The 13,312-nt window shown below is 72.3% G+C and carries 11 protein-coding genes and 1 tRNA gene; 4 read left to right on the top strand and 8 right to left on the bottom strand.

Going from position 1 to position 13,312, the window contains the following annotated elements:
• Positions 1 to 9: 9 nt before the first annotated feature.
• Positions 10 to 1,545 (bottom strand): glycosyltransferase family 39 protein, encoded by a 1,536-nt coding sequence (locus tag IE332_RS36435; RefSeq protein ID WP_189925204.1) that lies wholly within the window; start codon positions 1,543 to 1,545, stop codon positions 10 to 12.
• Positions 1,546 to 1,722: 177 nt separating this feature from the next.
• On the opposite strand from IE332_RS36435, the gene IE332_RS36440 reads away from it, so the two are divergent.
• Positions 1,723 to 1,795 (top strand) — tRNA-Arg (locus IE332_RS36440).
• 83 nt (positions 1,796 to 1,878) lie between these two features.
• On the opposite strand, the gene IE332_RS36445 is transcribed toward IE332_RS36440, so the two are convergent.
• Entirely contained in the window at positions 1,879 to 2,757 is an 879-nt protein-coding gene (locus IE332_RS36445; protein ID WP_189925206.1) for a carbon-nitrogen hydrolase family protein, read from the bottom strand.
• A gap of 42 nt (positions 2,758 to 2,799) precedes the next feature.
• Positions 2,800 to 3,729, bottom strand: a complete 930-nt coding sequence (locus IE332_RS36450; RefSeq protein ID WP_189925208.1) for a phosphatase PAP2 family protein — start codon at positions 3,727 to 3,729, stop codon at positions 2,800 to 2,802.
• A gap of 422 nt (positions 3,730 to 4,151) precedes the next feature.
• Between IE332_RS36450 and IE332_RS36455 the strand changes: the two genes are divergently transcribed.
• Both IE332_RS36455 and IE332_RS36460 read left to right on the top strand, forming a co-directional pair.
• A complete protein-coding gene (locus IE332_RS36455) occupies positions 4,152 to 5,123 on the top strand; it encodes a sigma-70 family RNA polymerase sigma factor (RefSeq protein ID WP_189925211.1) in 972 nt (323 codons plus the stop codon).
• Positions 5,124 to 5,305: 182 nt separating this feature from the next.
• Positions 5,306 to 5,572, top strand: coding sequence for a hypothetical protein (locus IE332_RS36460; RefSeq protein ID WP_189925270.1), 267 nt, complete (start codon positions 5,306 to 5,308; stop codon positions 5,570 to 5,572).
• A 42-nt stretch (positions 5,573 to 5,614) separates the two neighbouring features.
• Here the strand turns inward: IE332_RS36460 and mscL are convergent, their stop codons facing one another.
• The 5 genes from mscL to IE332_RS36485 form a co-directional block, all read right to left on the bottom strand.
• Entirely contained in the window at positions 5,615 to 6,034 is a 420-nt protein-coding gene (gene mscL / locus IE332_RS36465) for a large conductance mechanosensitive channel protein MscL (protein ID WP_189925214.1), read from the bottom strand.
• A gap of 30 nt (positions 6,035 to 6,064) precedes the next feature.
• Entirely contained in the window at positions 6,065 to 6,334 is a 270-nt protein-coding gene (locus IE332_RS36470) for a hypothetical protein (protein WP_189925216.1), read from the bottom strand.
• Between the two features lie 323 nt (positions 6,335 to 6,657).
• The gene (locus tag IE332_RS36475) at positions 6,658 to 6,951 is read right to left on the bottom strand and encodes an FmdB family zinc ribbon protein (protein WP_189925218.1); all 294 of its coding nucleotides are present in this window, start codon (positions 6,949 to 6,951) and stop codon (positions 6,658 to 6,660) included.
• Positions 6,952 to 7,102: 151 nt separating this feature from the next.
• The gene (locus IE332_RS36480) at positions 7,103 to 8,491 is read right to left on the bottom strand and encodes an MFS transporter (RefSeq protein WP_229929194.1); all 1,389 of its coding nucleotides are present in this window, start codon (positions 8,489 to 8,491) and stop codon (positions 7,103 to 7,105) included.
• Positions 8,492 to 8,838: 347 nt separating this feature from the next.
• Complete coding sequence (locus IE332_RS36485; protein WP_189925222.1) at positions 8,839 to 10,323, bottom strand: potassium/proton antiporter; 1,485 nt, start codon at positions 10,321 to 10,323, stop codon at positions 8,839 to 8,841.
• Between the two features lie 241 nt (positions 10,324 to 10,564).
• Here IE332_RS36485 and IE332_RS36490 point away from each other — a divergent pair, with 241 nt between their 5' ends.
• Positions 10,565 to 13,276, top strand: coding sequence for a penicillin acylase family protein (locus IE332_RS36490; RefSeq protein WP_189925224.1), 2,712 nt, complete (start codon positions 10,565 to 10,567; stop codon positions 13,274 to 13,276).
• Positions 13,277 to 13,312: the final 36 nt, after the last annotated feature.

Genomic DNA, 13,312 nt, shown 5'->3' on the forward strand with positions numbered 1-13,312 from the left:
CCTCCGTGATCAGGTGGTGGGGTCGAGCAGCGCGAGAGTGAACCCGCCCAGCGGCGTCACCTGGTCCGGGGCGCCGTACCGGGTCCGGAGCACCTGGGCCTGGTCCGTCGGCATGGCGCCCAGCGGGTCCGCGGTGTCGCCGAGGACCAGCAGCCAGATCCGGGACGCCGGGCCCAGGCAGTCCTCCGGCGCCGGGCAGGGCGTCGGCGACAGGTCCTCGGCGTCGTCGGCGCTCCGCGCCACGAAGACCGGGTACGGCCGGACGTCCGACGGCAGGTAGTAGCCGACGCCGGGCCAGACCATCGCCCAGGACTGGTCGCCCAGCGGGGCCGCCATCCCGTCCCCGGCGCGGTAGCCCGCCGCGATGGTCCGGGCGGCGGCCTTGTACGGCTCCTCCGAGTCGTTGTGCGAGCCGACGTACCGCACCGGGGGCTGCGCGGGCAGGGCCGCCACGGCCGGCACGGCGAGCAGCGCACCCGCCAGCAGCCCGGCCGCCGCGACCGCCCGCCGGGGCGTCGTCCCGCGCCGCGCGCGGGCCGCCACCGCCCCGTACACCGCCCCGACCCCGCCCCCGGCCAGCACCGCCCAGGCGGGCACCGTGAACAGCAGGTACCGGTCGATGAAGTACGAGGTGCCGCCCAGGCGCGACACCAGCCAGACGGCCAGCACCGGCAGCTCGGCGAGCAGCAGCACCTGCCAGGCCTGCAGCCGCCGGCCGGGCAGCGCCAGCGCCGGGAGCGCCAGCAGCACGAAGGCGAAGAAGACCAGGTCCGAGCCGAACAGGTGCTGGCCGAACTCGGCCAGGCGACGGAGCGACGGCGTGGTTATCCAGCCGAGCTGCCGGTCCGACTGGCGGCTGCCCAGCAGGACCACCGGCAGCACCGGCACCGCCGCGACCGCGACCGCCAGCGGGTACCGCCACAGCAGCCGCCGGTCCGCCGCCGCCCGGGTGCGCCACAGGTGCAGCCCGACCAGGGCGACCTGTCCGGCCACCGTGCTCAACGAGATCAGGTGCCCCGCGCCCGCCAGGGCCATCGCGGCGCTGTAGGGCGCCCAGCGCCGCCAGGTCGGCCGCTCCAGCGCCCGCAGCAGGAAGAAGGCGGAGGCCGCGACCGCGCAGGTCACCAACGCGTACGAGCGCGCCTCCTGGGCGTACCGGGAGACCAGCGGCACCACCGCGAACAGCAGCCCGGCGCCGACCGCCGCCACCCGGCCGCCGAACAGCCGCCGGGCGGTGAGCGCCACGAACGCGGCCGCCCCCGCCATCGCCAGGACGGACGGTGTCCGCAGCGCCACCGTCGAGTCGCCGAACACCGCGGTCCAGCCGTGCATCAGCAGGTAGTAGACGCCGTTGCTGGCGTCTATGTGCTGGAGCAGCCGCAGCAGGTCGCCCAGCGAGCGGGTGGCCACCGTCGCGGTCGCGATCTCGTCCCGCCACAGGTCCGGCGTCCCGAGCCGGTAACCGCCCACCGCCAGCGTCACCAGCGCCGGCCACCACCACACCTGCTCCAACAGCCGGACGACCGGGCGCACAGCAGGTCTCATCTGGTCCTTCGTCTCCTTTGCGCGGTGTGCCGGGGCGGATCGGGCACATTCCGGCAGGCTACTTGACCCGCCCTGACGCCCCGTCGGCACCCACGCCCCCGTACGCATCCCGTCCACCACACCGCTCCGCACCCCCGATCCGGTACGCTGTGACCGGCCTCGTCACAGCCGGGCCACGCCTCAGTAGCTCAGGGGATAGAGCACGGCTCTCCTAAAGCCGGTGTCGCAGGTTCGAATCCTGCCTGGGGCACATTCACGCGGGTCGCAGGCCCCCGCCCACTCCGGGCGGGGGCCTGCGCCGTTTCCCCGGGGCAGCCCGACCACCGGCCCGGTTCAGGACAGCTTGATCCGGGTGCGGGGCTCGGTCGGCCGGCCGGCTGCCAAGGCGAGGTCGGCGAGGAGGGTCTCGTTCTCGCGGGTGGTGCGCAGGACGGCCGGGTCGAGGTCGACGACGACGACCTCGCGGCGGTCCTCGCTCGCCTCGGCGAGCAGGCGGCCGTCGGGGCCCCAGACCGCGCTGCCGCCGCAGGTGTGCCAGGGGCCGGTGCGGCCGATGTGGTTGGCGAGCACCGTGTAGAGGGTGTTGTCGAGTGCCCGGGCCGGGAACCAGACGCGGGACTCGTGGTGGCCGTGGCCTCTGCTGAACAGCGCGCCGACCAGGTAGGCATGGCAGCCGTCGAGGGCGGCGGCGCGGGCGTGCTCGGGGAAGCCGGAGTCGTAGCAGACGCCCAGGCCGAGCCGCCAGCCGTCCAGTTCCAGGGTGCAGCCGGCCGTCCCGGGGCGGTAGAGGTCGCGTTCGGTCTTGAACAGGTACTGCTTGTCGTAGCGGGTGACCAGTTCGCCGTCCGCGCCGAGGACGAGGGCGGAGATCCGCAGATCGGCACCGTCCTGGACGGCGGCGCCGACGACGGCGACGGTCCCCGTCTCCCGGCAGGCGTCGGCGATCGGCGCGAGGCGGGGATCGCCGGGCTGGACGGTGTACTCGCGCGGGTCGGCGCGGATCAGCTCGGGCTCGTACCCGGAGAGGAACTTCTCGGTGAACAGCACCAGCCGGGCACCGGCCCCGGCGGCCTCGCGGATCAGCTCGGCGGCCTGGACGGCGTTGGCGGCTATGTCGCCGGCCACGGCCTGGGCCTGGACGGTGGCGATCCGCAGCGGCCGCTCGGGGTATCCGGCGGCGACGGCGGAGTCGGGAACAGGGGTGGTGGACATGGCCGTCACGCTAGCGGAGGGCCGAGGGCCGGTGACGGGCCCTCAGCGGGCGGTCCGGTTCGGCCGGTCGGCGGTCCCGTCGCGCACACCGCCGTCGAGTGAGACGTCGTCGAGTGCACCGTCGTCGAGCACCCCGTCGCCGAGCAGGCCGTCGTCCGGCACGCCGTCGTCGAGCACCCCGTCGCCGAGGGGGGCGTCGTCCAGCGGGTCGGCGCTGCGGGGCGGCCGGACGGAGGGCACGATGACCCGCTGGACCCTGGGCCTGGTGCGCCAGTTGACCCGCCGCACGTCACGGGCGAGCGCGCCGGGCCGCCAGAGCTCGATCACGGTGGTCACGGCGCCCAGCACGAACCCGGCGGCGAGCCAGCCGCCCAGGACGTCGCTGGGCCAGTGCACGCCGAGCGCGACCCGGGTCCAGCCGATGGTCAGCACGGTGACGGCCGCCACCGCGCAGGCGGCGATCCGGCCCCGGCGGCCGACCCGGTACCAGAGCAGGCCGACCAGCACGGCGCAGGTGATCGCCGAGGCCATGGCGTGGCCGGAGGGGAAGGCCGGGCCGCCGGCGTGCGAGACCGGGTCGGAGAAGGTGGGCCGAGCGCGGTCGAAGGCCAGTTTCAGGGCCCACTGGCCGCCCCAGCCGACCAGGGTCTGGGCGGCCACCCAGCCGGCCAGGACCCGGGCGCCGATCAACCAGAGCCAGACGGCGGCGATCCCGAGGAGTGTACGCATCGTGATGGTGCCGCCGATGTCCGAGAGCGTCTGCACCGCGGCGGTCCAGATCCGGTGGTCCCGGGCGTAGGTGTGCAGTTCGCCGATCCACTCCTGGTCGAAGCTGATCAGCGGGTGCCAGTGGCTCGTCACCAGGGCCGCCAGGAGGCCGAACAGCGCGGCACAGCCCGCCGCGAGTGCGGCGTCCCGAAGGAGACTGCGGTTACGCGCAGTGACGGAGGTCGTGCTGTTGGTCAGGTGCATGGCTGACACCTTCCCAGTGTCCCGTGCGGATCAGGAGCTCGAGTGATAGCGATTTGGCATCGTTTGTGAGGAGGTCCTGCGCGCGCGGGGGCGTGGGCGCGGGCGGAAGCGGGGGCGCATGGGAACGCCGGCGCCCGTTCGCGGGTTCAACGAAGAGGCGACGCGCACGTGAGGGTCGAGTGAAGAAAACTCCCCCGGAGCGGTCGGATGAGGGCACGGGATGTGCCCGGGTGGTCACCGAGCGTCCAAAGTCGGGGTGAAAACCGGCAGGATACTGCATCTCGCGGAAGAATCTGAGTGACTTGGGAATGTTGTCCGGAATCTGTTCGTTGGATCGTTACGTGTGAGCCCCGCGGGGCCCGCACTTCTTGCCCTCCGGGCAGGCAGGCAGACCTCGGCAACCACCAGCAAAGGGAGCAAGCATGGCCACCCGTGCCGTCGTTCGCGACAGGGCCGACCGGACTCGCGCGGCCCGCCCGACCAACTTCGAGGCCGACCGTGACCTGGTCGGCATGTACCTCGACGAGATCGCCAGGACGCCCCTGCTCGATGCCGCCGAGGAGGTCGAGCTCTCGCTGCGGATCGAGGCCGGCGTGTACGCCCAGCACCTGCTGGAGGGGGACGAACTCCCCAGCGGCGCCACGCGCGAGGAGCTGGAGGCGATAGCCGCCGACGCCGAGCGCGCCAAGGACGTCTTCATCCGCTCCAACCTCCGGCTCGTGGTGGCGGTCGCCCGCCGCTACCCGCGCAGCGGCCTCCCGCTGCTGGACCTCATCCAGGAGGGCAACGCGGGCCTGGTGCGCGCCGTCGAGAAGTTCGACTACGCCAAGGGCTTCAAGTTCTCCACGTACGCGACGTGGTGGATCCGGCAGGCGATCACCCGGTCCATCGCCGACCAGTCCCGCACCATCCGGCTGCCCGTGCACCTGGTGGAGGAGCTGGGGCGGATCCGCCGGGTGCAGCGCGAGAAGTCCAAGGAGCTGGGCCGCGAGGCCGAGCCGGCCGAGATCGCGGCCGAGTTGGACACCACCGAGGCCCGGATCAAGGACGTGCTGGACTGGGCGCGCGACCCGGTCAGCCTCAACATGTCCGTGGACGACGAGGGCGAGACCCAGTTCGGCGACCTGGTGGAGGACACCGGGGCGACGTCCCCCGAGGACGCCGTGATGGTCATGCTCCGCCGTGAGGAACTGGACGGCCTGATCGGGCGGTTGGACGACCGCACGGCCTCGATCATCCGGTCCCGCTACGGGATGGAGGACGGCCGCGAGCGCACCCTGACCGAGGTGGGCAAGCAGCACGGCCTCACCCGTGAGCGGATCCGCCAGATCGAGAAGCACGCGCTGGCCGAGCTGAAGAAGATCGCCGACCATGCGGGCTTCGAGGCCGCCTGACCCAGACCGCCTGACCCAGGCGCCTGACCCAGGCCCCGGCCCCAGGCACCGACGGCCTGCCGAGCCCCACCCGGGCCCTGATGCGGAGCGCTCCGCACCAGGGCCCGAGGCGTGCCGCGGGGCTCTTAGGCTGGAGGGTAGGACGTGACGGGCAGGGCGATGTGAGCGACGGAGTGGACAGGGTGAGCGAGCGGGAACAGGAACGGCCGACGGACCAGGCCCAGGACCAGGACCAGGACCGGCCCCAGGCCCAGGAGCACCGGAGCCAGGACCAGGCCCGCCGGAAGGAGGCCGCGGCCAAGGCCCGGCTGGTCTTCCGGGACCCGCTGGACCAGCAGTCGCGGGACGACACCGACGCCGGCTGGAGCGAGGGCTCCGGAGCGGGAGGAAGCGGTGGGCGGGGGCTGGACTGGTACCTGAGCCAGCGCCCGCCGCACCACGGGGACTGAGGGAACGGGCAGGGAAACGTACCGGGACGGACGGTCCGCGCCTCAGCGCATCGGCGCGACCAGTGCGTCGCGGATCTCGGTCAGCAGTTGGACCTCCTTGGCCTCTGCCTCCGCCGCCTCCTCGGCGAACGACGTGCGGCGGGCCGCCATCCGGTTCATGGGCACGATCAGGACGAAGTAGACGACGGCCGCGGTGATCAGGAACTGCAGGACGGCGCTGAGCACCGACCCCCACAGGATGAGGATTCCGGACGTGACCTCACCGGTCGGGCTCACCTCGCAGGGCCCCTTGAGGCAGGAACTGTAGGAACCCAGGTCCTTCGTTCCGAACACACCGACGATCGGGTTGATCACGCCCTTGACGAAGGCGTTGACGATGCTGGTGAACGCCGCGCCGATGACCACGGCGACGGCGAGTTCGACGACATTTCCGCGCAGCAGGAATTCCTTGAAGCCCTTCATGCCGCCTCGAACGACGAAGTCGTCGCCAGGTCACGGGTGATCTTCCGCGGCTCCGGATTGACAACCCGTCCGGCCCAGCGCACCCCCGCCGGTCGGCGGCAGCCCGGCCCGGGCGGGCCCGAACGCGAGCGCCGCGGCCACCGCGAGCAGCACCAGCGCGGGCACCCCGGACCGCCGCGCCGCGCTGCGCCAGCGGTGCCAGCCGCCGCACCCGCGCCGGATCGGCGGGAAGCCGGGCAGCTCCTGCCGGGGCGGTACGGCGGGCGCGGGCAGCGGGACGGAGAAGCTCACGGTCGTCATGGACGCACCTCCGGGGGTTCGGGCGGCCGGCCCCGGTGGACCGGCTGACGACCCCACGATGCGCACCCCGGACGGCTCCGGGAAGCCGTTTCCCCCAGCCTGTGGACAACCCGCCCCCGCGGACGGCTCCGTACACCCGCACGGGTGGATCCGACCCGCCCGAGGTGTCGGAAGCGGTACGGCGGGACGCCGGGACGAGGAGACGCCGGCACGCGAAGGCGCCGGAACGCGGAAAGGCCCGCCGTCCCCGCGTGGAAGCGGGGCCGACGGGCCTTACCGAAAACGTGCTGGGCGCCCGGGTCGTCGCCGTCCCGGGAGCGGCGTCAGCTCGAGGCCGGAGCCGGGCTGGACGGGGCCGAGGAGCCCGTGCTCGGCGCGGGCGACGGGGTGGACGACGTCGAGGACGTCGAGGACCCGGAGCTGACCGAGCTGCTGGAGGAGGAGCGGCTGTCGGTCCGGTAGAAGCCGGAACCCTTGAACACGACACCCACCGCAGAGAAGACCTTGCGGAGCCGTCCCTGGCAGTCGGGGCACGTGGTCAGCGCCTCGTCGGTGAACTTCTGCACCGCCTCCAGGCCGTTGCCGCACTCGGTGCACTGGTACTGGTACGTGGGCACTTGTCTTCCTCCTGGCACTCTCGCCTGATGAGTGCTAACGATGGTCAATGATGCGGTATTCCGCTGGATCAGTCCAGCGACTCCGGTGTGACATGCGACCGGGCCCGGCCGCTCGACCACCGCCCGCACGCGGCCCCCGCCCGTGCCCCGCTCAGCCCTTGGCCGCCCCCACCAGCTGCTGGGCGCCCCCACGCTCGCCGGAGCCCGCCGCCGCGCCGGTCCCGGCGCCCACCGCCGAGCCCGCGACGATCCGGGTCGATCCCGCCCCGGGCGCCACCAGCAGGTGCCGCATCGAGTACAGCGCGACCAGGCCCAGTCCGGCGCCGATCACCGGCACCAGGAACCCGGTGGACGGCCCGTGGCCGTCGATCAGCTTCCCCGCCGCCATCGAGCCGACCGCGAGGCCGAGGCCGATGGCGCCGGTCAGCCAGGTGAAGGCCTCCGTCTTGGCGCCGTCCGCGACCAGCGTCTCGACCAGGGTGTAGCCGCTGATCAGGGTCGGTGCGATGGCCAGGCCGCAGACCAGCCCGGCGACGGTCAGCGCGACCAGGTTCGGCATCGCCCACAGCGTGGAGCAGCCCAGCACGAGCAGCGCGTAGCTCATCAGCATCCGCTGCTGGACGGGCCGCCGCCAGGCGATCACGCCGTACAGCACGCCGGCCAGCATCGAGCCGCCCGCGAAGATCCCGTACACGGTGCCGCCCGCGCTGTGCTGCCCGACCGAGTCGGCGAAGGCGTTCACCGAGACCTGCATGCCGCCGAACACCGCGCCGACCCCGAGGAAGGTCCCGGCCAGCAGCCGGACGCCGGGGGAGGCGAGCGCCGAGGCGCGCTTGGTGCCGGGCTGCGGCACGATCCGGGCGGGGGCGGTGCGCCGCTGGGCGGCGAAGGCCAGGCCGCCGACGAGGGTCAGCGCGGCCTCGGCGGCCAGGGCGGTCGCCGGGCTGGCGAGGGCCGCGATGCCGGAGGCCAGGATCGGGCCGATCACGAAGGTGAACTCGTCCGTCACGGACTCGAAGGCGAAGGCGGTGCTGACCCGGGCCGCCGAGGCGTCGGACGGGCCGTCGGCGGTGAACCGGGCCACCCAGCGGGCCCGGACCATCGCGCCGATCTGGGGCACGCTCGCGCCGGCCGGGACGGCGGCCAGGAACAGGCTCCAGGCCGGCGCGTGCCCGAGCGCCAGCGCGATCAGCGCGCCGACCGAGACGGCGTGCACCAGCACGGTCGGTACGAGCACCGAGGCCTGCCCGTACCGGTCGGCCAGTCGCCCGGTCTGCGGCCCGATCAGGGCCTGGGCGACGGCGGCGACGGCGGTGACGGTGCCGGCGGTGCCGTACGAGCCGTGGGTCTGGGTGACGAGCAGCAGGATGCCCATGCTGAGCATCGCGTACGGCAGTCGTGCGACGAGGGCGGGTGCCAGGAAGGTCCAGGCTCCGGGGGTGCGCAGCAGCTCGCCGTACCCGACGCGGGCGGGGGGCTGGGCTGCGGTGGTGTCCGCGCTGGTGTGCGCGGCGTTCTCGACCGTTCGGCGGGCCGTCACGGTCGGTCCTTCCTGCTGCCTGGTAGCGCGGCAGGGCATGGTGGAGCCCCGACGGCGCCGAGAGTCGTCCTCTCGCGCGTCGACCGGGGTAGATACCGGGTCGGCCCGGTGGTTACCGGGGTCGGACCGCGGCCGCCGAGCGGTCGCGCCAACTCTGCGTCAGGCAGATGCTGGGGTGGTCTAGCGGTGGTTATACGGCGTGGTCGAACCAGCATACAGTTACGCGCGTAGATTCCGCCAGTCCACCCCAGTCCCACGGGCCCCACGGGACCCGCCCGGCACCGCTCGGCCGGGCCGGCCCACCCCGCTCGGCCGGGCCGGCCCACCCCGCTCGGCCGGGTCGCCCGTCACCGCCCGTTGAGCCACCCGGCGAGCTTGCCGCCCTTGTCCACGGCCCGCAGCCGCCGCTCCGCGGCCTCGCCGACCTCGTCCGTGGTGACCACCAGCAGCTCGTCCCCGCCGCGCAGCACCGTCGCCTTGTCCGGCACGAAGGAGTTCCCCTCGCGCACGATCAGGGTGACCGCCGCGCCCTTGGGCAGCCGCAGCTCGCCGATCTCCACGCCGGACATCCGGGAGGCGGGGGAGAGCGCGACCGACAGCAGGTGCCCGTGCAGCTTCTCCAGCGGGGCGGACTCGATGCCGAGGTCCTGGCCCATCGAGCCCTCGCCGATCCGCAGCCGCTTGGCCACCCAGGGCAGGGTCGGCCCCTGGAGCAGGGTGAAGACGACGACGAGGATGAAGACGATGTTGAACACGTCCTCGGCCCGGTGCGCCCCGGACACCACCGGGATGGTGGCCAGCACGATGGGCACCGCCCCGCGCAGCCCGGCCCAGCTCAGCAGCGCCTGTTCACGGGCCGGCACCTTGAACGGGGTCAGCGAGGCGACCACCGAGAGCGGTCGGGCCAGGAAGACCAGCACCGCGCCTATGACCAGCGCGGGCACCACCGCGGAGCCCATGGTCGCGGGCGTGCAGAGCAGGCCGAGCAGCACGAACATGCCGATCTGCCCGATCCAGGCGAGCCCGTCGGCGAAGCCGCGGACGGCCGGTCCGTGCGGCAGCTTGGAGTTCCCGAGGATCACCGCGCAGATGTAGACGGCGAGGAAGCCGGAGCCGTGCAGCAGCGCGCCGCCCGCGTAGGCGAGCACGGTGAGCGCCATCACGGCGATCGGGTAGAGGCCCGAGGAGGGCAGCGCGACGTGCTTGAGCCCGAAGGCGCCGAGCTTGCCGACGGCGAAGCCGATCGCGGCGCCGATCGCCAGCTCGGCGAGGATCGTGCCGATCAGGACGTACCAGGGGTCCAGCTCCCCGGTGGTGGCGAAGGCGACGACCAGGATGACCACGGGCGCGTCGTTGAAGCCGGACTCGGCCTCCAGCAGGCCGGTGAGCCGGTGCGGCAGCGGGACCATCCGCAGGACGGAGAAGACGGCGGCCGCGTCCGTCGAGGAGACGATGGCGCCGAGCAGCAGGCTGGTGCGCCAGTCCAGGCCGACCAGCCAGTGCGCGCCGGCCGCGGTGGCGAACACGCTGATGCCGACGCCGAGGGTGGCGAGCACGGTGGCGGCCGGCATCACCGGCTTGATCTCGCGCCAGCTGGTCTTGAGGCCGCCCTCGGCCAGGATCACCACGAGCGCCGCGTAGCCGATCACCTGGGTGAGTTCGGCGTTGTTGAACGTGAGGCCGATCCCGTTCTGGCCCAGCGCCACGCCGATCCCCAGGTAGATCAGCAGGCTGGGCAGCCCTGACCGGGTGGAGATCCGGACGGCGACCACCGCGAAGAGCAGGATCACGGACGCTTCGAGGAGCAGCTGGTTCAGATGGGCGACGTTCACGCAGGGGCACCTCGGGCAGGCATGGGCGGGCGGGGTGTCTGGCGGTGCAAAGGGGGTGGCCCGTTAAGAAGGCGTCAATGCTCCTCTTACGGATCGTTACTCAGTCTAACATTTTGCCATATCTTTAGCTTGGTCCCCCGTTCACAGTGCCCGGCCGACTCGGCCTAATGTGGTGCCCTGCCACGGCCGCAGGCCCTGGACACGCCCCGCCCGCCCCGAAGTCAGGACCGCAAGGACCCAGATGCCCCGCTCGAAGAAGTTCCGGCGCGCCCGTCTGTTCGTGATCGTGCTGGTCGTGCTGATGGTGGCCGGCGTCGGCTACGGCGGCTACCGCGGGGTCTCCGCGGTCCGCGCCTCCTTCCCGGAAGTGGACGGCAGCGTCAAGGTCGCGGGCCTGAGCGCGCCGGTCGACGTGAAGCGGGACGCCAACGGCATCCCGCAGCTGTACGCCGACACCTCCGAGGACCTGTTCCGCGCCCAGGGCTACGTCCAGGCGCAGGACCGTTTCTGGGAGATGGACGTCCGGCGGCACATCACCGCCGGCCGGCTCTCCGAGATGTTCGGCGACGGCCAGGTCGACACCGACACCTTCATCCGCACCATGGGCTGGCGGCAGGTGGCGCAGAAGGAGTACGACACCAAGCTGTCGCCGGAGACCAAGAAGTACCTCCAGTCCTACGCGGACGGCGTGAACGCCTGGCTCGCCGAGCACCCCGGCGGCGCCCAGGCCTCGCTGGAGTACGCCCTGCTCGGCGTCGTCAACAGCGGCTACAAGCCCGAGCAGTGGACCCCGGTCGACTCGGTGGCCTGGCTCAAGGCGATGGCCTGGAACCTCTCCGGGAACCTCCAGGAGGAGATCGACCGCTCGCTGCTGGCCCAGGACTTCACCCCGGACAAGATCGCCGAGCTGTACCCGGACTACCCGTACGCCCGCAACGGCACGATCGTGAAGACCGGCACCGTGAACGGCGACACCTACCGTCCCGCCGACGGCTCCCCGCAGCCGGGCAACGGCACCGCCACCACCCAGGGCGCGGCCACCACCAAGGCGCTGCTGCAGGGCCTCACCGACCGGATCGACGGGATGCCGCAGCTGCTCGGCCGCCCCGGCCAGGGCATCGGTTCCAACTCCTGGGTGGTCGCCGGGTCCCACACCACCACCGGCAAGCCGCTGCTGGCCAACGACCCGCACCTCGGCCCCGGCCTGCCCTCGGTCTGGTACCAGATGGGCCTGCACTGCCGGACCGCCTCCCCGGCCTGCCAGTTCGACGTCTCCGGCTTCACCTTCGCGGGCATGCCCGGCGTGGTGATCGGCCACAACAAGGACATCGCCTGGGGTTTCACCAACCTCGGCGCCGACGTGACCGACCTCGTCCTGGAGAAGGTCACCGGCCCGGAGACCTACCAGGTCGACGGCAAGGACGTGAGGTTCGACCTCCGCAAGGAGACCATCAAGGTCGCCGGCGGGGACGACCGCACCATCACCGTCCGCACCACCCAGACCGGCGCCCCGCTCATCTCCGACCAGCGGACCGAGCAGCAGAACGTCGGCAAGTACGCCCCCAACGGCACCTCCGCCCCCGACCGCGGCACCAGCGGCTACGGCGTCGCCCTGCAGTGGACGGCGCTCAGCCCCGGCAAGACGATGGACGCCGTCTTCGCGCTGGACAAGGCCAAGAACTGGGACGAGTTCCGCGCCGCCGCGAAGGACTTCGCCGTCCCCGCCCAGAACCTGATCTACGCCGACGCCAAGAACATCGGCTACCAGGCCCCGGGCACCATCCCGGTCCGCGGCAAGGGCGACGGCACCTACCCCGCGCTGGGCTGGGACTCGGCGTACCAGTGGAAGGACCCGATCCCCTTCAGCGCGCTGCCGTGGAGCCTCAACCCCTCCTCCGGCTACATCGTCACCGCCAACCAGGCCGTGGTGGACCAGAGCTACAAGTACAGCCTGACCAAGGACTGGGAGTACGGCACCCGCGCCAAGGAGATCACCGACCAGCTCGACGGCCTGCTCAAGAACAACGGCAAGATCTCGCCGGACGACATGCAGACCCTGCAGCTGGACAACACCAACGTGATGGCCAAGACGCTGGTGCCGCTGCTGCTCAAGCAGCAGATCGACGACCCGTACGTGCGCGAGGCCCAGGACCTGCTGAAGGACTGGAACTACCACCAGGACGCCGACTCGGCCGCCGCGGCCTACTACAACGGCGTCTGGCGCCAGCTGCTCACCCTCGCCTTCGGCCAGAAGTTCCCGGCCGACGTCCGCGCCAAGGACAACTGCCTGCTGGTCCGCCAGCAGGACGACCCGACCAAGCCGGACAGCACCACCAAGATCGTCACCGAGTGCGGCACCCGCGACCCGGGCAAGGCCCAGCCGGACGGCGGTGACCGCTGGACCGAGGTCGTGCGTCAGCAGCTGGAGAAGCCCGACAGCTCGTGGTGGACCTACATCGACTCCCAGCACAACGTCCAGAAGGGCCTGGACAACCTGCTCAAGGAAGCGATGAAGAACGCCCGCCAGGAGCTGACCTCGCTGCTCAGCAAGGACATCTCCACCTGGAGCTGGGGCCGCCTGCACAAGCTGGAGCTGAAGGAGCAGACGCTCGGCACCGACGACTCCTCGATCGCCTCGCCCGTGCTCCACAAGCTGCTCAACCGCGGCCCGTACCGGCTCTCCGGCGGCTCGGCGGCGGTCGACGCGGCCGGCTGGAACGCGGCGGCCGGCTACCAGGTGGACTGGATCCCGTCGATGCGCATGGTGGTCGACCTCAACGACCTCGACTCCTCGCGCTGGGTCAACGTCGGCGGCGCCTCCGGCCACGCCTTCCACGACAACTACAACGACCAGACCGACCTCTGGCTCAAGGGCAAGCTGCTCACCTGGGCCTTCGGCCCGGACGCGGTCGAGAAGGCCACCAAGCACAAGCTGGTGCTCACCACCGGCTGACGCCCACCGGCTGACGCCCACCGGGGCTGAGGCCCG

Source organism: Kitasatospora xanthocidica, from assembly GCF_014656195.1.
In the GTDB taxonomy this organism is placed as follows: Bacteria; Actinomycetota; Actinomycetes; order Streptomycetales; family Streptomycetaceae; genus Kitasatospora; species Kitasatospora xanthocidica.